The following is a 20,074-nucleotide window of genomic DNA, read 5'->3' on the forward strand; positions in this document are numbered from 1 at the left end:
CGGCTGATGGCTGAAAACCCGGAAATCTCAAAAAGTGCGTGGAACTAAAACCTCTGTGCTTACAGCCCCAATGGGATGTGCTGTAAGAGGGGAATGAAGACTCTGGGTGTTCTTTCTGTCAAAACGATATAAAAGTCAGCTTGTTATGACAGAGAGAATAGCCGATGATCCTGAATCAGGATCATCGGTTTTACATCGAAGGTTTAGATAAGTAACGCTGTTAGCGTGTGATATCCGCTTCCGGTGAAGGTTTATCTGCCATCGCGTTCGCTTTATACCGTTCCATATACTGGTGCTGGAAAACGCACATGCGAATGGTATTGCGGTATTCGCCGTTGGTGAAAAACTCGTGGCGCAATTCAGCTTCAACTTCAAAGCCCAGCTTGGCATAAATGTGGATAGCTTTGGTGTTCTCTTTATCCACAATCAGGTACAGCTTGTACAGGTTCAGCACGGAAAACCCGTAATCCATCGCCAGCTTGGCGGCGGCGCTGGCGTAGCCACGCCCCTGATAGGCCGGGTCGATAATAATCTGGAATTCTGCGCGGCGGTGGATATGGTTGATTTCCACCAGCTCAACCAGACCTACCCGATTTTTTTCAAACTCGATGATAAAGCGCCGCTCGCTTTGGTCGTGAATGTGCTTGTCGTAGAGATCGTACAGTTCCACAAAGGCTTCATAGGGCTCTTCAAACCAATAACGCATCACGCTGGCGTTGTTATCCAACTGATGGACAAAATTGAGATCCTCTCGTTCCAGAGGCCGTAAACGCACGATATTGCTCGCGCCAGACATGGTTCCTCCCATTACCTATTTGCCACATGGCAACAGGATGAGTATAGCGTGCTTTGTTCGCAGAACCACTGTTTGCAGGGGGGGAGCAGAGGAAAAGGATCGCGCCCTTATCGTTAAGATCAAAGGGCGCGGCATGGCGGGATTAAAAATCTACGCTGGCGCGCAGCAGCACCTGACGTGGTTCACCCACCGCCACTCGCAGGTTGTTGCCGCTGGACGGGTAGTAGGTTTTATCAAACAGGTTCTTCACATTCATTTGCCATTTCACCTTGTAGCCGTTAAACGGCACGGTATAGGCAACAAAAGCGTCAGCAACGGTGTAATCATCGAGATAGAAGCTGTTGGCAGCATCTCCCGCACGGCGACCCACGTAGCGCGCACCGGCACCTGCGCGCAGGTCGTCTCCGGCATGCCAGCCAAGCGACCCAAAATTCTGCGTCAGGAACAGCACGGCGGTGTGGCGGGCGGCGTTGGTCATTTCATTGCCGTTATTTTTCGGATCGGCAACTACGCGCGCATCGGTGAAGGCGTAGCTACCGATCACGCTCAGGGAGTCGGTGAGCTTACCGGCCATATCCAGTTCAACGCCCTGTGAGCGCACTTTGCCTGAGGTGCGTGTCACTGTTTCATTGCTGATGGTTTCATCCACCATCACGTTACGTTTCACGATATCGAACAGCGCCAGGTTGGCGGTGATACTGTCCGGCAGATCGATTTTGGTGCCCACTTCATAAGAACGGCCCAGTTCAGGAGGAAGTGCGCCGATTTGAGTGGCAATGGACGAATTGGGTTTGAACGACTCGCTGTAGCTGGCGTAGAGCGAACTGTTCGGTGTCAGGCTGTAGATAACTCCCGTGCGCGGTACCAAACGGTGGTAGGAGCCGTCGGTGTTGGTGACAAACGGGCGGCCTTTGCCTGCCATAACATCAAAGCTGTCGTAACGTAAGCCACCCAGCAACTGCCAGCGTTCGTTCAGGCGTAGGGTGTCTTGCACGAAAAAGCCGGTGCTGTCGATATTTTCACGCTGATCGCTGTCTTTGGCACTGACCGTGGTGGACGTGGGCAGCGTGCCGTAGACCGGGTTGTAAATGATGAAACCGGAGGTTGCTGTGCCACGGATCATGTCGCCACGGAATGTACGATCGGCTTCATAGTCAACGCCAAACAGCAGTTGATGGTTGATGCGTCCCCAGTCTACGTCGCCATTCAAGGTCAGTTGAACGATTTGCGCCTGACTGCGTGCGTCTGCCGTTGCATCCGGTTGACGGGTTAGTATTCCGGTCGCTGCGTTGAATTTGGTGGCGCGTGCCTGATTGTCGCTATAGCGGTTACGTGCATAGGAATAGGCGAGGTTGCTCTTCTAACGATCGTTGAGCGTTCGCTCCATCTGGAGCGTCACGGTGTCCTGAGCGCCGCGCGTGGCGTTATAATGCTCGTCAAAGCGGGGGTCGCGCGGCGTATTGACCGGCTTGCCAGTATTGGGATTTATGATGGTGCCGCGATCGAACGGCGTCAGGTATTCCTGATGTTCATAGGCAAGACGCACCGTGGTGTCATGCCATACCACATCACTGACGGCGTAACGGTGGTTTGGCGTTTGCGGCCAAAATTGCGCCAGTAATCGGTTTCGTCGTGATCGACCAGCATGCGGTAAGCCAAACCGTTGTCTCCCAGTGGTCCGGTGACATCGACCTGCCCGCCGCCCCCGTTAAAGCTGCTCTGCCAGCCTTCGATATGGGTTTTCTGAACCAGTTCCGGTTTTTTACTGATGATATTGATCACGCCGCCGGGTTCATCCATGCCGTACAGCATGGAGGCCGGGCCTTTGAGGACTTCAACGCGTTCGCTGGTAGGCGTGAAATTGCGGACTTGAATCGAACGAATGCCATCGCGAAACAGCGACCCATCGCGGTTGTCGCCAAACCCACGTTTAATCACCGCATCCTGCGTCCCCCCGAGTGTGTTGGCTTGGGTAATATCGCTGATGCTGTACAGCGCTTCGTCCAACGTGTGTGCCGCCTGATCGCGTAACACCTGCGGTGGCACGACGTTAACCGCCTGCGGCACGTCCAGCAGACGTGCTTCCGTGCGTGTGCCGGTTACGCTTTTGTGCGGTTGATAGCAGCTGTCTGTATCGGCGGTGGCGCGGTCAGATTGTGTGACTACCACGGTATCTTCCTGCGCGCTCGATGAGGCAGCGTGCGAACCCAGTGGCAACAGCGCGATAAGTGGCCAACTGCGACGTATAAAATTAGCGTTCATGTGCGATGTGACTCCAGAATGTCCCTTAAAATTCAATAGGTAAGAATTGTTGGTAGAGTTGTTTTAAGGTGTCTTGCGGTTGCAAATCGGCAAACAGATCGGGGTAGAGCGCTTTTGCAAACATCTCCACCATCACTACGTGATACGGGCTTAGGTAGAAGTTGTGCCACATACTCCAGGCGCGCCCCTGCTGCACGGCGCTGAGGTGTGACAAGAATGGGTTCTTGTTGCAGTAGGGTAGTAAAGCTGTTTTGCGCTTGCTGCTCGGAAACGTCCGGGCCCAGCATCAGTGCCGAGAACCGTTTTTCTTCTGGCCCCGCCATGCCGGTGGCGATATAGACATCGGGGTTGGCTGCCAGCACTTTTTCCGGATTGAGTTCACCATAGACGCGCTGAATGCTGTCGGCTGCGATGTTATCACCACCGGCAAAGCGCAGTAGCTCACCAAGATTGCCACCTACTGCTGTGGTACAGCAGGTATCGCGGTGGCCCAGATGCAGGTGCAGCATCACGGTGGGTTTTTGGCCGTGATAGCGTGCCAGGCGTTGCGAAATGGCGTCCATATGCTGCTGGTAAAACGCGCTGAATGCGGCAGCACGTTCAGTGCGGTTGAGTACTTCGCCGAGTAAACGGACGCTGGGCAGGGTGTTTTTCAACAGTTCGACGCGCAGATCGACATAAATCACCGGGATGCCTGCGCGTTCAAGCGTCTGCTGTAGCGCATCATCCTCCGCCGAGGTTTTAGCCAGACGCGGCAGGATGACCAGATCGGGCTTTAATGGCAGAATGGCTTCGGTATTCAGCGTGCGCGGCCCCCCTATCGCCAAGACGCGGGATTTGTGAAATAATGGCAGGAAACGCGGTGGTGTATTTTTCCCAGCTTTGCGCGTCGTAACGCGCCATATCGCCGGGCCAACCCACCACGCGCTGTGCCTGATTACCGGGCTCCAGCAACGCAAGGGTATAGAGCAAACGGCTTTCACCGAGAAAAAAACGTGAAGGATTATCGCGAATCGTTACCTGACGTCCCAGTAGGTCGGTAACGGTCTTTCCCCAGGCGGTGGTGTTCGCCAACAGCAGCATGACCAGTAACGCTTTGGTTAGGAATAATGCGCGCATATTCGCCCTCTGCATAAAATCGAGCAGGGGAAGTTAATGAGTATGAGAGTGATTATCAATAATACTAAGATAGGGAAAGTGCGACAAAACGATAATGTTATTTTATATCATTAGGATGGTAATACTTTTGTAAGTAAATAAAGTGCCGTTCAGCGGGAACTTTCAGGGCGGCAGAGTGCTACCGCCTGAAAGTCAGTGGGAATTAGCGTTATTCGGCAGCATAACCCTGTTTGGGAATATGCACGCCGTCGAGCCAGGCTTCGCCCTCGCGCATTTTAAGACGCCCTTCGGCAAACCAGTTCACCACCAATGGATAGATGGTGTGTTCCTGAGTTTGTACCCGAGCGGCAAGCGCTTCTTCCGTATCTTCACTAAACACCGGGACCTTGGCTTGCAGAATCAGAGGGCCGCCATCTAGTTCGTCAGTGACGAAGTGGACCGAAGTGCCATGTTCCTTATCGCCATTTTCCAGCGCTTTGCGATGGGTATGCAGGCCCGGGTAGTTGGGCAGTAAGGACGGGTGGATGTTCAGCATTTTGCCTGCAAACAGCGCAACGAACTCTGGGCTGAGGATGCGCATATAACCCGCCAGTACCACCAGGTCGGGTTGGTATTGCGCCATCTCTTCTGCCATTGCAGCGTCAAAGGTAGCTCGGTCAGCGAACCCTTGTGGGTCGATGACATGGGCCGGAATCTCGGCTTCTTGCGCCAGTACTAGACCATAGGCTTCTGGATTGTTGCTGAATACGGCCGCGATATTCGCTTTGACACGCTTGCGCGCGCAGGCGTCAATCAACGCCTGCAAGTTGCTTCCTTGACCTGAGAGCAAGACAACGATGTTTTTCATTAATTAATGACCACTGCGTTTCCGGCGTTAGCGGGTTGAATAACGCCGATTTTCCATGCGGTTTCACCCTGGCTATTGAGGAATGCCACGGCTTCCTCTGCCTGTTCAGCAGGCAGTGCGATAATCATACCCACACCGCAGTTAAAAGTACGGTACATTTCGTGAAGGCTGACGTTGCCCGTCTGTTGCAGCCAGTTGAACACGGCGGGCCACTGCCAGCTGGATTCATCAATGTTGGCCTGCATGCCTTCTGGCAACACGCGCGGGATATTTTCCCAGAAACCGCCACCGGTCAGGTGAGCAATCGCGTGGACATCCACTTTTTCAATCAGCGCCAGAATGGATTTGACGTAGATTTTGGTCGGGGCCAGCAGATGATCGGCCAGCGACTTTCCTTCAAGCGTCGTCTGTTCCGGATCGGTTTTGCTCACCTCGAGAATCTTACGTACCAGCGAATAGCCGTTAGAGTCTGGGCCACTGGCTGCCAGTGCTACCAGAGTATCACCTGCCTGTACTTTATTTCCGTCGATGATCTCTGATTTTTCAACAACACCGACGCAAAAACCGGCGACGTCGTAATCTTCACCGTGGTACATGTCGGGCATTTCAGCGGTTTCGCCGCCGACCAGTGCACAGCCTGACTGCTTGCAGCCTTCGGCGATACCGGTGATCACGCTGGCGGCGGTATCGACATCCAGTTTCCCCGTGGCGTAGTAATCCAGGAAGAACAGCGGCTCGGCCCCTTGAACTACCAGGTCATTGACACACATGGCCACCAGATCGATACCGATGGTGTCGTGGCGTTTCAGATCCATGGCAAGACGCAGCTTGGTGCCGACCCCGTCAGTACCGGAAACCAGAACCGGTTCACGGTATTTTTGGGGCAAGGCGCACAGGGCACCGAAACCGCCCAGACCGCCCATCACTTCAGGACGGCGGGTTTGTTTCACTACGCCTTTAATACGGTCTACCAATGCGTTACCTGCATCAATATCCACGCCTGCGTCTTTGTAGCTAAGAGAGGTTTTGTCGGTCACTGCGGAGTCCCCACGGAGAATACAATTGGTGGTGAGATAGTGAGCATATCCAGCCTGGTGGATCTACCCCTATCGAAGCGCGCTAATTCTAACAGCGAGAGCAATCGTTTGCGAGTGGTGTGTTGCCTGCTTTGCATTTTTCCTGTTCAATGAGAATTTCCCTGCCCGGTTGATCTGGATCAGGCTATAACCTGTAGCGCTTAAGCAAAAAAGCGGTATAATCCCGCGATTTTTTTATGATGGGCTGCCATGTCCGCCCTCGGCGCACCGATTCTGCGTCGTGAGGATATCCATCCACTTTCTATAGGGGGAATAGAATGAAGGTCGTCGAGGTTAAACACCCGCTCGTCAAACATAAACTTGGCCTGATGCGTGAAAACGATATAAGTACAAAACGCTTTCGTGAACTGGCATCCGAAGTCGGCAGTTTATTGACCTATGAAGCCACTGCCGATCTGGTCACAGAGAAAGTGACTATCGAAGGCTGGTGCGGTCCGGTGGAAGTCGATCATATCAAAGGCAAAAAAATTACCGTGGTGCCGATCCTGCGTGCCGGTCTGGGCATGATGGAAGGCGTGCTGGAAAACGTACCGAGCGCGCGCATCAGCGTGGTGGGTATGTACCGCAACGAAGAGACGCTGGAGCCGGTGCCTTACTTCCAGAAACTGGTCTCCAACATTGATGAGCGTATGGCGCTGGTGGTGGATCCGATGCTGGCGACCGGTGGTTCGATGATTGCCACTATCGATCTGCTGAAGAAAGCGGGTTGCCAGAGCATCAAGGTATTGGTACTGGTGGCTGCACCGGAAGGGATTGCCGCGCTGGAAAAAGCGCACCCTGACGTTGAGCTGTATACCGCCTCGGTCGACAAAGGGCTCAACGAGCATGGCTATATCATGCCGGGTCTTGGTGACGCGGGCGATAAGCTCTTTGGTACTAAATAAGCCGTATCAGCCGACTGAGTAAGTCGGCTTTTTTTTGCGTCGGTTTCGTTGCGCAACGCGCACGATGGTTTTTCACCCATATTTCGCACGATTTTTATAATCAGCCTCTCTTCCCTACGCGGTGACGCGTGGGGGCGGCTGGGCTGTGATAACGATGCCGGACAAACCGGCTAACCACAACATCAAGTGACTTTTACAGAGGATATAAACGATGACTCATCGCGCCATAGGGTTGAGTGAACGACCCCCCCTTGCTACAAACCATCCCGCTGAGCTTCCAGCACCTGTTTGCCATGTTCGGCGTGACGGTGTTGGTACCGATTCTGTTTAAAATCAACCCTGAGACCGTGCTGCTGTTCAACGGCATTGGCACGCTGCTCTATCTGTTTATCTGTAAGGGCAAGATCCCGGCGTATCTGGGCTCCAGCTTTGCCTTTATTTCTCCAGTGCTGCTGCTGCCGTTGGGATATGAAGTGGCATTGGGCGGTTTTATCATGTGCGGTGTTCTGTTCTGCCTGGTATCGCTGATTGTGCAACGCGCTGTCGTTTGTGATGGGCGTCGTGGATTTCGCGCCTATCGCTCAGGCTCACTGGTTTGCACTGCCGACCTTCTATACGCCGCGTTTTGAATGGTTTGCCATTCTGACTATCCTGCCTGCTGCGCTGGTGGTGATTGACGAATACGTGGGCCATCTGGTGGTTACCGCCAATATTGTGAAAAAAGATCTGATGCGCGATCCTGGCTTGCACCGCTCGATGTTTGCCAACGGCCTTTCTACCATGATTTCTGGTTTCTTCGGTTCAACCCCGAATACCACTTACGGCGAAAACATTGGCATGCTGGCCATCACCAAGATCTACAGCACCTGGGTAATCGGCGGTGAGGCAATACTTGCCATTCTGCTCTCCTGCGTGGGCAAGCTGGCGGCCGCCATTCAGGCGGTGCCGGTCATGGGCTGTGTTTCTCTGCTGCTGTACGGTGTAATCGGCGCTTCCGGTATTCGTGTGCTTATCGAATCCAAAGTGGATTACAACAAAGCACAAAACCTGATTCTGACCTCAGTTATCCTGATCATCGGGGTGAGCGGCGCGAAAGTACATTTGGGTGCTGCTGAACTGAAAGGCATGGCATTAGCCACCGTGGTGGGTATTGCGCTGAGCCTGCTGTTTGCGCTGATCAACCGCTTCAGAAGCGAAGAAGTGGTGCTGGATGCTGAAGATGATGCCGAGGAGACCTCGCGCGCGTCATAAATTGAGCATTGCTCTGATTTCCGGGGATGATATTATCCCCGGAAACAGAAAAAATATGACAAGAGATTGTTAATCATGAAGAAAACAACATTGGCGTTGTTACTGGGTCTTTCGTGTTTTGCTTTTGCCCAAGATGCTGATGACGCCGATAGGTTGTACGACCGCCTCGAACAGCAAGATAATACGGCGCTGACCGCTCTCACCGATTTGGCTAAACGTCAGGATCCTCATGCCCTCTCGGTATTGGGTTTTGTCTATGAGTTTGGCGTTTCCGTTCCCAAAAATATCCAACAGGCCATCGACTATTATCAGCAAGCGTGCGCGCTGGGTGGCGATTATGGCTTTTATAACGCCGGGTATTTTTATCAATATGGCGTCGGCGTGCCGCAGGATAGCGCCCGGGCCAACCAACTGCTGGAAAAGATTAACGCCGCAGATATTGATATCGAAACGACCAAGTCACTCGGGCACACCATCTATGAAGCAAAAGCAAAGGCTGAAACCGATACAGAGATGCGCGCACCGATCCTGAAGTATGTTTCCCGCTATTTAAATACGGCCAATGCGGAAACGAGTCGGATATTCAGCCGCCTCGGCTTGAGTAAAAGCGACATGTTACGGCTGGCGAAACGTTGGGCATAGCAGGGCGATCCCGAAGTAAACTTCTACGTCGGCCATTTCTATAATTTTGGCTACTCCCCGATAAAAGAGAAAGACATCGAGGCGATGCGTTGGTTTCGCCGTGCCGCAGAGGGGGGAGAGCCGGAATCGCAGAATCTTCTTGGCCTGGCCTATCGCGAAGGTCGCTGGGGTGTTGATGCCGCTGCACCAGAGGCTGTCGTTTGGTTTGAACGTGCTGCACAGCAGGGTAACAACGATGCCATTCTCAATCTGGCAGAAATGTATTACACCGGTGAAGGGATTGACGTTGATTATGACAAGGCGCGAACGCTGTTTACGCAGGCCTACGACAAAGGCGTATCGCGGGCGGCAAAATACCTCGCCTGGATCTATTACAACGGTCAGGGTGTGACGAGCGATTGCCAAAAGGCCTGGGAGTATCGCAGCCGGGGGCGTTCTGACGAAACAAAAGCCAGCTATACGGCGCACTGCGTGAACGATAAGCGTGGGCGTGAAGAAAACCGCCAAACCTTGCCCGCATTGGTGTTGAAAAACGAATCGACCTTTCTCGGTGGCAACGGTGGCACATTGAAATGTGAAAATCATTTTATCGTTGATACCAACAAACTTGCTGAAGTGGCCAATTTTCGCGTCGTCGTCACGCTAAAAAACAGCGAGGGTGCCAGCGGGCAATATACGATGGCGTTTTCCCCCTTTGGCATGAATACCATGAATGAAAGCCTGTACGGCAGGGAATACAGCTCCTTTCGTTCCGCTACGCTGGTTCGGCAAAAAACCAAAGATTTTTGCCAGCCTGGAGACGTGACATTCCAGATCGATTCCGCCACGGCGCGGATCAACGGACAAGAAAAAGAGCTGCTGGCGACGGGGATTATCAAGCCCTATGTCCAACATGCCGGGTAACCGCATTGCCTTAGGACAATTCGCCTGAACAGTGACGCGGTATTGAGAAAGACAGCCCGGTTGATGCGCTATCAACAGTGCTCGCTTTCTGTGGTAAACTCAGTCCGTTTTCCCGCCGAATTGAACATGAGGTGCTTCTGAACACGCCGGCACAGCTTTCACTGCCACTTTCTTTGCCTGATGACGAAACCTTTGCCAGTTTCTACCCGGGAGAAAACGCGTCACTTCTGGCCGCCCTTCACAACGTGTTGCAACAAGAGCACGGTAGCTATATTTACTTCTGGTCACGGGAAGGGGGAGGGCGCAGCCATCTACTGCATGCCGCCTGCGCGGCGTTATCACGTCAGGGCGATGCGGCGGGCTATGTGCCGTTAGACAAACGCGCCTATTTTGTGCCTGAAGTCCTGGACGGCATGGAGCAACTCGCGCTGGTCTGTATCGACAATATCGAATCTATTGCAGGCGATGATGCCTGGGAAATGGCGATGTTCAACCTCTACAATCGTATTCAGGAAGGGGGGCACACCCGGCTGTTGATCACCGGCGATCGCCCACCGCGTCAGCTTAATTTGCATCTGCCTGATTTGGCATCTCGTCTGGATTGGGGGCAGATTTATAAATTGCAGCCGCTCTCTGATGAAGAGAAAGGTCAGGCGTTACAGTTGCGCGCCCGCCTGAGAGGCTTTGAACTGCCAGAGGATGTGAGCCGCTTTTTATTGAAGCGGCTCGATCGCGAAATGCGCACGCTGTTTATGACGCTCGATCAGCTCGATCACGCCTCTATTACCGCCCAGCGTAAACTCACTATCCCCTTCGTCAAAGAGATCCTGGGGTTATAACAGCGCGAGCACTTGCTCTGGCGGGCGGCCGATACGTGCCCGCTCTCCGTTGACTACAATCGGGCGCTCAATCAGCTTGGGATGTTCAACCAGTGCAGCAATCAGCTGTGTTTCACTTAACGTCGTATCCGACAGATTTAATTCGCGGTACAGGTCTTCTTTCTGGCGCATTAATTCACGTGTGCTGCTAAAGCCTAACTGTGATAACAGTTGGCGAATCTGTGCGGCATCCGGTGGCGTATCCAGATAGAGCACCACGCGCGGCGTGACGCCGTGTTGCTGCAACAGCGCCAGCGTTTCACGGCTCTTGGAGCAGCGCGGGTTGTGATAAATAACAATATCGTGCGACATGGGCTGTTCCTTGCTGTTTATCAAGATTTTTCAAACTGACGGAAGCGTTGCTGTAACTGGCGTAACTGGTCAATGCGGGCATCATAGCGCGCCTGCTCCAAACTGCCGAGTTTACTCTGCGAGCTGGCATTGCTGAACAGCCCGATGGCCTGATCCAGTTTTCCGGATAACGCCAGCTCCTCTCCGCGCGCGGCAAGCTCTTCGGCACGCATGCCCTGTGCGGCGGAGGCCTGTGCCAGCAGTGACCAACCGTTGGGATCGCCCGGATTGGCGTAGCTATAACGATAGAGCAGGCGGCTGGCTGCGGCGGCCTGACCACCCGTGACATAGGCGTTAGCCAGGTTCAATTGCAGTACCGGATTGTTCTGGGCGCCCGGCGCTTTTTGTAAGCGCGCGATGGCCTGCGCGGCTTTGTTTTGCGCCAGATCGATATCCGTCATCAGATCGAGAAACCAGGGGCTGTCCGGGGTTTTATCCAGCACTGGCTGAAGCACTGCGTGGGCATCGTCATATTTCTTCTCTTCATAAGCGCGCACCGCTTTGCCGTACTGTGCGGCAAGCTGCTCGCGCACATTGCCTTTTAACCAGTTATCAATGGTTTCATCTGCGGTAGCCTTATACGCGGTGCTGTACATCGTCAATGCACGCATCTTGGCAAACAGAAAATCCTGTGAGGATTGGGTGGGTGCAGGACGCATCATCTGGTTGGCGCGGTTGCGAGCATCGGCCAGACGACTCTCCGGCAACGGGTGTGTCAGCAGCATTTCCGGCGGTTTGGTGGCATAGCGTGATTGATCGGCTAATTTTTGCATGAAGTTAGGCATAGCCTGCGGATCAAACCCGGCTCGCTGCAACACTTGCAGGCCAATACGATCGGCTTCCTGTTCGTTGGACTGTGTGAAGCTGATAATTCCCTGCTGCGCACCGGCCAATGTCCCGCTCAGGGCCGCCATTCCCACCTGCGGATTGGCCATGGCGAGCAGAATGGAACCCAATGCCCCCACCCAGGTAAGCGGGACGCTGCGCTGTTGTGATTCCATGGCGCGCGCCAGATGGCGTTGGGTGACGTGCGAGATTTCATGCGCCAGCACCGAGGCCAGTTCGCTTTCGTTTTCCGCGTAGCGGAACAAGGCAGAATGGATGACCACATTGCCACCGAAGAAGGCAAAGGCGTTCAGCTCATCGTTGCGAATGATGAAGAAGTGAAAAGGCGTGCGTACTGAGTTGGCGCTTTTTACTAACCGCTGGCCCAGTTGGTTGATGTATTGTACCAGCAGCGGATCGTCAATCAGCGGTGCACCGCCGCGCATTTGCCGTAGGTAGAAATCACCCATGGCAATTTCTTGATTGATACTGAGCGTACCGCCTGCTGTGGTTCCCATATCAGGAAGCTGATCCTGCATATCCGCAACGACGGGCGCCGCGATGCCGCCCAGCATTGCGCCGAACAGCAGCGCAGTCAGGGTTTTCTTTACTCTGAATCCACGCAGAAACGTCTTGCCTGCCAGAGCGGTAATGCGAGGACGTTCAGCACCTAACCAATTGAAGACCATGAGTGGGACCTTCTCGACTGCACGGTAAAAGCGATTAGCACCTATCTTAGCCAGCGCGGAGGGAGCATGCAAAGTGGAATGCGGGAAAAGTGCAGCATAAAAGCGCGCCGTGCAAAAAACAGCAAGCACAAGGTTGCGCGCAGTGTGAATCAGGATAACGCAAAAACACCGACACCTTAACAGTGCCGGTGGATACCTGGCACGCTATCAGGAGCTTTTCAGATAGTTCAGTACGATATCGTGGTGATCGCTGGTTTTGAAATCATCAAACACGTGCGCCACTTTACCGTCTTCACCAATCAAAAAGCTGATACGGTGAATGCCGTCGTAGGTTTTTCCCATGAATGTCTTTTCGCCCCACACGCCGAAGGCTTGTGAGATCTGATGATCTTCGTCGGACAACAACGTAAAGTTCAGCAGCTCTTTTTCCGCAAAGCGAGACAGTTTTTCCGGTTTGTCGGTGCTGATACCCAACACTTCCACGCCATGTTTCTTCAAATCTTCCATGTTGTCGCGCAAACCGCAGGCTTGCACGGTACATCCCGGCGTCATCGCTTTAGGGTAAAAATAGACCAACACTTTTTGTCCCTGGAAGTCGGTTAAATTTACTTGTTCGCCATCCTGGTCGGGCAAGCTAAATTTCGGTGTGGTATCACCGGCTTTCAGTGTGTTCATCACTACTCTCCATCTTTCTCTTCATGCTGTGGATAGTTCACGACGCTAATACTGCCTTGTGCGTGCAGTTCTGTACATAGCTGATGAAAGGCTGGCTCAATAATTGCGCCATTAAGCGTTTCAGGGCTGTGTGCGGTGATTTGAATATATAACGTTGACGGATGTCCGCTGGTGGCGGGCTGCGTTTTTGAAACCAGCTCCGCAATGTTCATGTGATGTGCGTCAAACAGGGCGGTAAAGCGTTCAATGATATGCGGTGAATCCGCCAGTTCAACCTTGATCCATACCGTTGAGGGCATCGGCGGGCGAGCCTGAGACTCTGTGCGCTTCATCACGATCAACAATTCCATTTCCGCCCCTTTGAGCGGCAGCGTGGATTCGATAAGCGTGATGGAATTCGAACTTCCCGACAGCAGCATGATGAATGTGAACTCTTTGCCCAGCATCGCAAGACGACTATCTTAAATGTTACAGCCACAGCTACTGACGTGACGTGTGATGGCGTTCACAATCCCGGGACGATAGACGCCGAGGGCGGTGATAACCAGAAAATGTTCTTGTTGGCTCGGCAAAATCTTGCTTTCTCTGCATCGGGTTGAGAGTAACATGGTAAACACAAAAAATTGTCTGGGGCAATTTTGAGTTTGTTCTGCGAGAGTTTTCCCGCGCTGCCGTCAGTCGCGGCATGCAGAAAGAAAAAAACCGCATGTCAGACGCCGACAACGCGGTTGCGCGCTTGCTTTTGCAGTGAAGTCAAAAGTACCATGAAGAACTTGTTTTTGGAGGGAATGGCGAATGTTTACGGGAAGTATTGTTGCACTGGTTACACCGATGGACGACAACGGAGCCGTCGATCGTGCAAGCTTGAAAAAACTTGTTGATTATCATGTTGCTAGCGGAACTGCGGCGATAGTGTCCGTCGGAACCACCGGAGAGTCCGCCACCTTGAGCCATGATGAACATGGCGATGTGGTGATGATGACGCTGGAACTGGCAGACGGACGTATCCCGGTGATAGCCGGAACGGGTGCCAATGCGACGTTGGAAGCCATCTCTCTTACCAAACGCTTTCACGGAACCGGCGTAGTGGGCTACCTGACAGTAACCCCTTACTACAATCGCCCGACGCACGAAGGGTTGTTCCAGCATTTTAAAGCGATTGCCGAGCACACCGATTTACCGCAAATTCTGTATAACGTACCGTCTCGTACCGGCTGTGACATGCTGCCGGAAACCATCGCCCGTCTTTCCGAAGTGAAAAATATTGTTGCGGTGAAAGAAGCTACCGGGAACTTAAGCCGTGTGAGTCAGATCCAAGAGTTGGTTGATGATAAATTCATTTTGCTGAGCGGTGATGACGCCAGCAGTCTGGATTTTATGCAACTCGGTGGTCGAGGCGTGATTTCCGTGACGGCGAACATTGCAGCGCGGGAAATGGCACAACTGTGCGCACTGGCGGCACAAGGTGATTTCGCTGCGGCGCGCCGTTTGAATCAACGCCTGATGCCACTGCATCAGAAATTATTTGTTGAACCTAATCCGATCCCGGTGAAATGGGCATGCAAGGCATTAGGATTGATGGCGACCGATACGCTTCGCTTGCCGATGACGCCGCTGACTGACGCAGGTCGGGCAGTGATGGAGCGCGCATTGAAGCAAGCTGGTTTGCAGTAACCCTTAGGGAGATTTGATGACTTCTTCAGTGCAAAAGTCCATGGTGGCAAAAGTGGTTGGTTTGTCGCTGGTTATGCTATTAGCAGCATGTTCTAGCGATCAGCGTCACAAACGTCAGGTCAGCGGCGATGAGTCCTATTTGAAAGCGCCACAACCGAGGACGTTAGTGGCACCGGCGGGAATGATCCTTCCGGTGCAGAATGGGGATTACGAGATCCCGGCAGCCTCATCAACCGGTGAACTGGGGAAAGCGTTAGATATTCGTCCTCCTCTCCAGCCATTGGCGTTGTTAAGCGGATCGCGCACGCAAATTTCTGGTGATACAGCCACTTTGCTGATCGAAAACAGCGCGCAGGCGAACCGTCTGTGGCCGCAGGTGGTGCAAATCATTCAGGACAAGGGCTATGTGATTGCCAGCCGTCAGGATGCCTCGCAGACGCTGACCACCGATTGGATCTTCTGGCCGCGTGACGATGAAAGTGTGCCGTACCGCGCGCGTTATCAGATCTCCGTTCAACCTCAAGGGTATCAGGTCGCGGTTGTGGTGAAACTGCTCGGCCTCGAAGTGCAGAACACGCCGGTGGCAGAGGCGCTTCAGGTGCAACGTTATACCAGTCTGATGGCCAATACCCTGTCAGACGCGTTGGAGAAACAGGCGGCCGCGCGTGAGAATACGCAGGTCAATCGCGCAGTCGGTACGCTGGACGTGCTGAGCGGTGCGGATGACAGCGGCCTGCCATTGCTGGTGGTGCGTGGCCCTTATTCAGTGGTCTGGGATCGTCTTCCTGCCGCGCTGGAAAAAGTCGGCATGAAGGTGAACGATCGCAGCCGTCCGCAAGCCTCCATTGCGGTGACCTACAAAGCACCGGGCAGCAGCGTCTGGGAACGTCTGGGGGCTAAAGACCCTGAACTGACCAACGGCGATTACAAATTGCAGGTTGGCGATCTGGGTAACCGCAGTACGTTGCAGTTTATCGACTCGAAAGGGCATACGCTCAGCCAGTCAAAAAACGACGCGCTCGTCGCCGTCTTCCAGGCGGCACTCAGTCACTAACAGAAAGGGCCGGTTACATCCGGCCCTTCTTTATTTGGCCCGCCGAATGCCGATATTTTTATTGTTAATCAAGTATTAAATCATCGGGCCCGTTGTCGGTGGCCCACAACTGTGTGGAGTAATAAAAGATGCAAAAGCTAGCTGAGTTGTATCGCGGAAAAGCGAAAACGGTCTACACCACTGAAGATTCCGATCTGTTGGTGCTGGAGTTTCGCAATGATACGTCAGCCGGTGATGGCGCGCGCATTGAACAGTTTGATCGTAAAGGTATGGTGAACAACAAATTCAACCATTTCATCATGAGCAAACTGGAAGAGGCGGGCATCCCGACGCAAATGGTCAAGTTACTGTCCGACAACGAAGTGCTGGTGAAAAAGCTGGAGATGGTGCCGGTAGAGTGCGTGGTGCGTAACCGTGCTGCCGGTTCTCTGGTGAAACGCCTGGGTGTGGAAGAGGGCATTACCTTGAACCCGCCACTGTTTGACCTGTTCCTGAAAAATGACGCCCTGCACGATCCGATGGTGAATGAATCTTACTGCAAAACCTTTGGTTGGGTGAATGAAACCCACCTGGCGCGCATGAAAGAACTGAGCTACAAAGCCAACGACGTGCTGAGCAAACTGTTTGATGACGTGGGCTTGATTCTGGTGGATTTCAAACTGGAATTCGGATTGTTCAAAGGTGAAGTGGTGCTGGGTGATGAGTTCTCCCCTGACGGCAGCCGCCTGTGGGACAAGCAAACCCTGAACAATATGGACAAAGACCGTTTCCGTCAAAGTCTGGGTGGTTTGATTGAAGCCTATGAAGAAGTTGCACACCGTCTTGGCGTAAAATTGGACTAAACGCGCAATCGTTTTCGTGTTAAACGTTGCGTGCGCGCCGTTGCCTGTCATTCTCTGCGTTAAGTGGAGAATGGCAGTTTACCCGTACCAATGTGGGTATTGGGCTAATTAGCGGTGTCAAAACAGTGCTATCATCTGAGTCTTGAATGAAAACGATATCTTGACTTCAGCATGGCAGGAAACCCATTCCTAATGACTTCTTTCGATCCCACGCTTCTGATCCTGCTCGGCCTTGCAGGATTCGGTATTATCAGCCACAACATGACGGTCACTTGGGCGATGTTGGCGCTGCTGGCGGTACGCTTGACGCCGCTGAACGGTTATTTCCCGCTGGTGGAAAAATATGGATTGAGCATCGGGATACTGATTTTGACCATTGGCGTGATGGCCCCGATCGCCAGCGGGAAAATCAGCGCCCACGACTTTTTTCAGGCGTTCCTTAACTGGAAATCGCTGGTAGCGATTGCGGTGGGCGTTGCGGTTTCCTGGCTCGGTGGTCGCGGCGTTTCTCTGATGAGCAATCAACCTTCCGTGGTGTCGGGATTGCTGATTGGCACCGTGGCCGGCGTCGCGTTGTTCCGCGGCGCGCCGGTAGGTCCGCTGATTGCGGCAGGTCTGCTCTCGTTGTTGATTGGCAAATCCTGAGAACGGCATTGGCATGTCTAAGCTCATCACCCCAAACCTGCTCAGTGCTGACGCGAACGGCGATCCTTCGCAGCTGCGGCATGTTGGCGCGCGCCGCTTGCTGGTGGTCAGCGGCGAGGCGCACTGGGTGCAAAGACAGGCGGAAGCGCTGTGCCGACAGACGCCGGGGGATTGGCTTTGGCTGGGGGGCATGCAACCTGACAGTATACCCTTTAGCAAAGCGCGGATGCTGCTGGGGCAGGGGTATCAGCATGCTGTCTTTGATGCTCGCAGTGGGCTGGATGTCGAAGCGCTGGCGATCGTGGCTGGCACTTTGCGTGCGGGCAGTTGGCTACTGCTGCTGGTCCCGCCCTGGCACGCGTGGGCACAACAGCCCGATGCTGATAGTTTGCGTTGGAGTGAGCAGTCGCAGGCGATAGCCACGCCGAATTTCATTACGCATTTTCAGCAGCAACTGCTGGCGGACGATGAGGTAACGCTGTGGCGGCAGGGAGAGAAGGGAGCCATAAAGCCGCTGACTCCTCGTGCACCGTGGCAACCTGCCAGCGGTGACCCAACGCCACAGCAGCATGCATTGCTGACCCGTCTACAGGATGCGGCACCCGGCGTTTATGTGATTACCGCCGCGCGCGGGCGCGGTAAATCGACGCTGGCGGGAATGCTGGCCGCGCAGTGTACGGGAGTCTGTTGGGTGACATCACCTTCCCGCGATACTGCCGCTCAGTTGCTACACTGCGGTGGGGCTGAATTGCCGTTTTGGTCTCCAGACGCTTTGCTTGCACATTGCCAATCGTCATCGCTGCCGCCGCTCGACTGGCTGTTGATTGATGAGGCAGCGGCGATCCCTGCGTCAGTGTTGCAGGCGCTGGTAAGCCATTTCCCTCGCGTGTTGATGCTCACCACGGTGCAGGGGTATGAAGGGACGGTGCGTGGCTTTCTGCTGAAATTTTGTGCCTCGCTGCCTCAGTGCGACATGCTGACGTTGGATCAACCGCTACGCTGGGTCGCAGACGATCCGCTGGAGTGTTTTCTGGATGAAGCTCTGCTTTTTCGTGACACGTTTACTGATATCGATGCCCTGAATCCGGGAACTGCGAGATTACCTGCTGTCGTCACGAACCTTTTGGCGCCGGCGTGGTTGAGTGAGTCGGCGGGTTTGCATCGGTATTATGCCTCTTATTGTGCAGCGCGCATTACCGCACCTCGCCGCTTGATTTGCGGCGCTTGCTGGATGCGCCCTGCATGCATCTCTATGGCGCTCAGCGAGGCGAGGCACTGTGCGGCGTAGCCTGGTGGGTTGATGAAGGCGACCTGTCGCCTGCGTTAGCGCATGATGTGTGGGCGGGCCGCCGTCGCCCGCGCGGCAATCTGGTGGCACAATCGTTGGTGGCGCACGGTGATGAGTGGCAAGCCCCTTGTTTACGCTCGCTGCGTATCAGCCGCATTGCGGTTGTCGCAGAGCAGCGGCGCAGCGGGATTGGTCATGCACTGATTGCTGCACAACGGGACACCGCGAGCGTTGATGGCATTGATTTTCTGTCGGTCAGCTTTGGCTATCAGCCGGAACTGTGGGCGTTCTGGCAGGCATGCGGGTTTAGGCTGGTGCGCATTGGTAGCCATCGCGAGGCGGGCAGTGGCTGCTATAGCGCGATGGCGATTTTACCTATCAGTGAGGAAGGACGGCAATTGGCGACGCGTGCCGAATGGCGCAGCCTGGCCGGATTTGCTTTTGCGCATCGTGGCATGGAACCCACCTTTGCAGCGTTGACACATCTGCTGGGGCGCTCGGGGTTGCCGCTGCCCGCATTGCGCATGCTCAATGCCTATCCGCACGATCCAGAGCGCGGAGTGAAGGTGTTTTCATTAAGCGGTAAAAAAGCGCTGTTACAACGCTGGCGTGAGGAGACGGTTCAGGCACTTGCCGAGCTTGATGCGGCGGCCTGTGCACGTTGGCAACGCTGGGCGCAACCGGGTGGTTTCCGGCTGAATAAATGCCTGGTGGAATGGACCGGTTTGCCGGCATACGTAGTAATCGACATGGAGAAGAGCGACATATTATGGTGATGGGAATTTTTTGCGGTTCAAGTGCGGGAAGTGACACCGCCTTTATTGATGCGGCGCGGATGACGGGAAAAACCCTGGCGCAGGCAGGTATCGCCATTGTTTACGGCGGTGGTCGTGTCGGGTTGATGGGCGCGGTCGCGGATGCGGCGCTGGCGCAGGGCGGCGAAGTGATCGGTGTCATGCCGCGCTTGTTGGCCGATCAAGAGCTTTCTCATCCGGGCCTGACCAAGCTGCATGTGGCGGAAAACATGCATGAGCGTAAAGCTAAAATGGCGCAGATTGCCGATGGCTTTATCGCGATGCCGGGCGGTCCGGGGACGCTGGAAGAAATTTTTGAGCAGTGGACCTGGGCGCAATTGGGGATTCATGACAAACCCTGCGCGTTTCTCAATGTTAACGGTTATTTTGACCCGCTGAAAACCATGAATGAAACGATGGTCAGACAGGGGTTTATGAAGCAACCCTATGCCGATATGCTCACATTTTCTGACAGCATTGAGGATATTCTCCGCGTTTTCGCTGCCTATACGCCGCCGCCGCATAAGTGGACGCCGGCGTTTCGTCAGGTAGAGTGAG

At 54.1% G+C, this 20,074-nt stretch carries 17 protein-coding genes and 5 pseudogenes; 13 read left to right on the top strand and 9 right to left on the bottom strand.

Annotated elements, in window-relative coordinates:
• Positions 1–220 precede the first annotated feature (220 nt).
• The 5 genes and pseudogenes from speG to purM all read right to left on the bottom strand — a co-directional run bounded on the left by speG (position 221) and on the right by purM (position 6,061).
• Positions 221–796 carry a spermidine N1-acetyltransferase gene (gene speG, locus CS369_RS04230; RefSeq protein WP_196906129.1) on the bottom strand — a complete coding sequence of 192 codons (576 nt, stop codon included), beginning with the start codon at positions 794–796 and terminating at the stop codon, positions 221–223.
• A gap of 142 nt (positions 797–938) precedes the next feature.
• Positions 939–3,058, bottom strand: a pseudogene (locus CS369_RS04235) (TonB-dependent siderophore receptor).
• 25 nt (positions 3,059–3,083) lie between these two features.
• A pseudogene (locus tag CS369_RS04240) lies at positions 3,084–4,177 on the bottom strand (ABC transporter substrate-binding protein).
• Between the two features lie 208 nt (positions 4,178–4,385).
• Positions 4,386–5,024 (bottom strand): phosphoribosylglycinamide formyltransferase, encoded by a 639-nt coding sequence (purN, locus tag CS369_RS04245; RefSeq protein WP_196906130.1) that lies wholly within the window; start codon positions 5,022–5,024, stop codon positions 4,386–4,388.
• A complete protein-coding gene (purM, locus tag CS369_RS04250) occupies positions 5,024–6,061 on the bottom strand; it encodes a phosphoribosylformylglycinamidine cyclo-ligase (RefSeq protein ID WP_196906131.1) in 1,038 nt (345 codons plus the stop codon). Before purM ends, purN begins: the two co-directional genes overlap by 1 nt.
• Before the next feature lie 317 nt (positions 6,062–6,378).
• On the opposite strand from purM, the gene upp reads away from it, so the two are divergent.
• From upp to hda, 6 genes and pseudogenes are all read left to right on the top strand, one after another.
• The gene (upp, locus tag CS369_RS04255) at positions 6,379–7,005 is read left to right on the top strand and encodes a uracil phosphoribosyltransferase (protein ID WP_196906132.1); all 627 of its coding nucleotides are present in this window, start codon (positions 6,379–6,381) and stop codon (positions 7,003–7,005) included.
• Between the two features lie 211 nt (positions 7,006–7,216).
• Positions 7,217–8,256: pseudogene (locus CS369_RS04260) on the top strand (solute carrier family 23 protein).
• Between the two features lie 75 nt (positions 8,257–8,331).
• Entirely contained in the window at positions 8,332–8,898 is a 567-nt protein-coding gene (locus tag CS369_RS22975; protein WP_244664765.1) for a tetratricopeptide repeat protein, read from the top strand.
• A gap of 30 nt (positions 8,899–8,928) precedes the next feature.
• Positions 8,929–9,003: pseudogene (locus tag CS369_RS24410) on the top strand (hypothetical protein); the annotation flags it as partial.
• Positions 8,983–9,801 (top strand): tetratricopeptide repeat protein, encoded by an 819-nt coding sequence (locus CS369_RS22985; RefSeq protein WP_244664766.1) that lies wholly within the window; start codon positions 8,983–8,985, stop codon positions 9,799–9,801. The pseudogene CS369_RS24410 and the gene CS369_RS22985, both read left to right, overlap by 21 nt.
• 131 nt (positions 9,802–9,932) lie before the next feature.
• Positions 9,933–10,640: a DnaA inactivator Hda gene (gene hda, locus CS369_RS04270; protein ID WP_196906133.1), complete on the top strand. Its 708-nt coding sequence runs from the start codon at positions 9,933–9,935 to the stop codon at positions 10,638–10,640.
• Here the strand turns inward: hda and arsC are convergent.
• The 4 genes and pseudogenes from arsC to CS369_RS04290 all read right to left on the bottom strand — a co-directional run bounded on the left by arsC (position 10,635) and on the right by CS369_RS04290 (position 13,827).
• The gene (gene arsC / locus CS369_RS04275) at positions 10,635–10,991 is read right to left on the bottom strand and encodes an arsenate reductase (glutaredoxin) (protein ID WP_196906134.1); all 357 of its coding nucleotides are present in this window, start codon (positions 10,989–10,991) and stop codon (positions 10,635–10,637) included. The two genes, hda and arsC, sit on opposite strands and share 6 nt — an antisense overlap.
• 20 nt (positions 10,992–11,011) lie before the next feature.
• Positions 11,012–12,430, bottom strand: coding sequence for a M48 family metallopeptidase (locus tag CS369_RS04280; RefSeq protein WP_244664775.1), 1,419 nt, complete (start codon positions 12,428–12,430; stop codon positions 11,012–11,014).
• Between the two features lie 321 nt (positions 12,431–12,751).
• Positions 12,752–13,219 (bottom strand): thioredoxin-dependent thiol peroxidase, encoded by a 468-nt coding sequence (gene bcp / locus CS369_RS04285; protein WP_196906136.1) that lies wholly within the window; start codon positions 13,217–13,219, stop codon positions 12,752–12,754.
• A 2-nt stretch (positions 13,220–13,221) separates the two neighbouring features.
• Positions 13,222–13,827 (bottom strand): annotated as a pseudogene (locus CS369_RS04290) (glycine cleavage system transcriptional repressor).
• A 187-nt stretch (positions 13,828–14,014) separates the two neighbouring features.
• On the opposite strand from CS369_RS04290, the gene dapA reads away from it, so the two are divergent.
• From dapA to CS369_RS04320, 7 genes are all read left to right on the top strand, one after another.
• On the top strand, positions 14,015–14,893 hold the full coding sequence (gene dapA, locus CS369_RS04295) for a 4-hydroxy-tetrahydrodipicolinate synthase (protein ID WP_196906137.1): 879 nt from the start codon (positions 14,015–14,017) through the stop codon (positions 14,891–14,893).
• Positions 14,894–14,909: 16 nt separating this feature from the next.
• A complete protein-coding gene (gene bamC, locus CS369_RS04300) occupies positions 14,910–15,947 on the top strand; it encodes an outer membrane protein assembly factor BamC (RefSeq protein WP_196906138.1) in 1,038 nt (345 codons plus the stop codon).
• A 128-nt stretch (positions 15,948–16,075) separates the two neighbouring features.
• Positions 16,076–16,789, top strand: coding sequence for a phosphoribosylaminoimidazolesuccinocarboxamide synthase (purC, locus tag CS369_RS04305; RefSeq protein WP_196906139.1), 714 nt, complete (start codon positions 16,076–16,078; stop codon positions 16,787–16,789).
• A gap of 192 nt (positions 16,790–16,981) precedes the next feature.
• Complete coding sequence (locus tag CS369_RS04310) at positions 16,982–17,434, top strand: DUF441 domain-containing protein (RefSeq protein WP_196906140.1); 453 nt, start codon at positions 16,982–16,984, stop codon at positions 17,432–17,434.
• Between the two features lie 13 nt (positions 17,435–17,447).
• Entirely contained in the window at positions 17,448–18,722 is a 1,275-nt protein-coding gene (locus CS369_RS04315) for a tRNA(Met) cytidine acetyltransferase TmcA domain-containing protein (protein WP_374191030.1), read from the top strand.
• Entirely contained in the window at positions 18,659–19,498 is an 840-nt protein-coding gene (locus CS369_RS25045; RefSeq protein ID WP_374191031.1) for a tRNA-binding protein, read from the top strand. The genes CS369_RS04315 and CS369_RS25045 overlap by 64 nt, the downstream gene beginning before the upstream one ends.
• Positions 19,489–20,073 (top strand): TIGR00730 family Rossman fold protein, encoded by a 585-nt coding sequence (locus tag CS369_RS04320; RefSeq protein WP_196906221.1) that lies wholly within the window; start codon positions 19,489–19,491, stop codon positions 20,071–20,073. The genes CS369_RS25045 and CS369_RS04320 overlap by 10 nt, the downstream gene beginning before the upstream one ends.
• Position 20,074 lies beyond the last annotated feature (1 nt).

This window comes from Candidatus Symbiopectobacterium sp. 'North America' (assembly GCF_015762685.1).
GTDB lineage: Bacteria > Pseudomonadota > Gammaproteobacteria > Enterobacterales > Enterobacteriaceae > Symbiopectobacterium.

Bases quoted from the DNA above. Each gene is read 5' to 3' on its own strand.
- speG (WP_196906129.1), bottom strand. From the start codon at position 796: ATGTCTGGCGCGAGCAATATCGTGCGTTTACGGCCTCTGGAACGAGAG.
- purN (WP_196906130.1), bottom strand. From the start codon at position 5,024: ATGAAAAACATCGTTGTCTTGCTCTCAGGTCAAGGAAGCAACTTGCAG.
- upp (WP_196906132.1), top strand. From the start codon at position 6,379: ATGAAGGTCGTCGAGGTTAAACACCCGCTCGTCAAACATAAACTTGGC.
- CS369_RS22975 (WP_244664765.1), top strand. From the start codon at position 8,332: ATGAAGAAAACAACATTGGCGTTGTTACTGGGTCTTTCGTGTTTTGCT.
- CS369_RS22985 (WP_244664766.1), top strand. From the start codon at position 8,983: ATGCGTTGGTTTCGCCGTGCCGCAGAGGGGGGAGAGCCGGAATCGCAG.
- arsC (WP_196906134.1), bottom strand. From the start codon at position 10,991: ATGTCGCACGATATTGTTATTTATCACAACCCGCGCTGCTCCAAGAGC.
- CS369_RS04280 (WP_244664775.1), bottom strand. From the start codon at position 12,430: ATGCTGGGCGGCATCGCGGCGCCCGTCGTTGCGGATATGCAGGATCAG.
- bcp (WP_196906136.1), bottom strand. From the start codon at position 13,219: ATGAACACACTGAAAGCCGGTGATACCACACCGAAATTTAGCTTGCCC.
- dapA (WP_196906137.1), top strand. From the start codon at position 14,015: ATGTTTACGGGAAGTATTGTTGCACTGGTTACACCGATGGACGACAAC.
- bamC (WP_196906138.1), top strand. From the start codon at position 14,910: ATGACTTCTTCAGTGCAAAAGTCCATGGTGGCAAAAGTGGTTGGTTTG.
- purC (WP_196906139.1), top strand. From the start codon at position 16,076: ATGCAAAAGCTAGCTGAGTTGTATCGCGGAAAAGCGAAAACGGTCTAC.
- CS369_RS04310 (WP_196906140.1), top strand. From the start codon at position 16,982: ATGACTTCTTTCGATCCCACGCTTCTGATCCTGCTCGGCCTTGCAGGA.
- CS369_RS04315 (WP_374191030.1), top strand. From the start codon at position 17,448: ATGTCTAAGCTCATCACCCCAAACCTGCTCAGTGCTGACGCGAACGGC.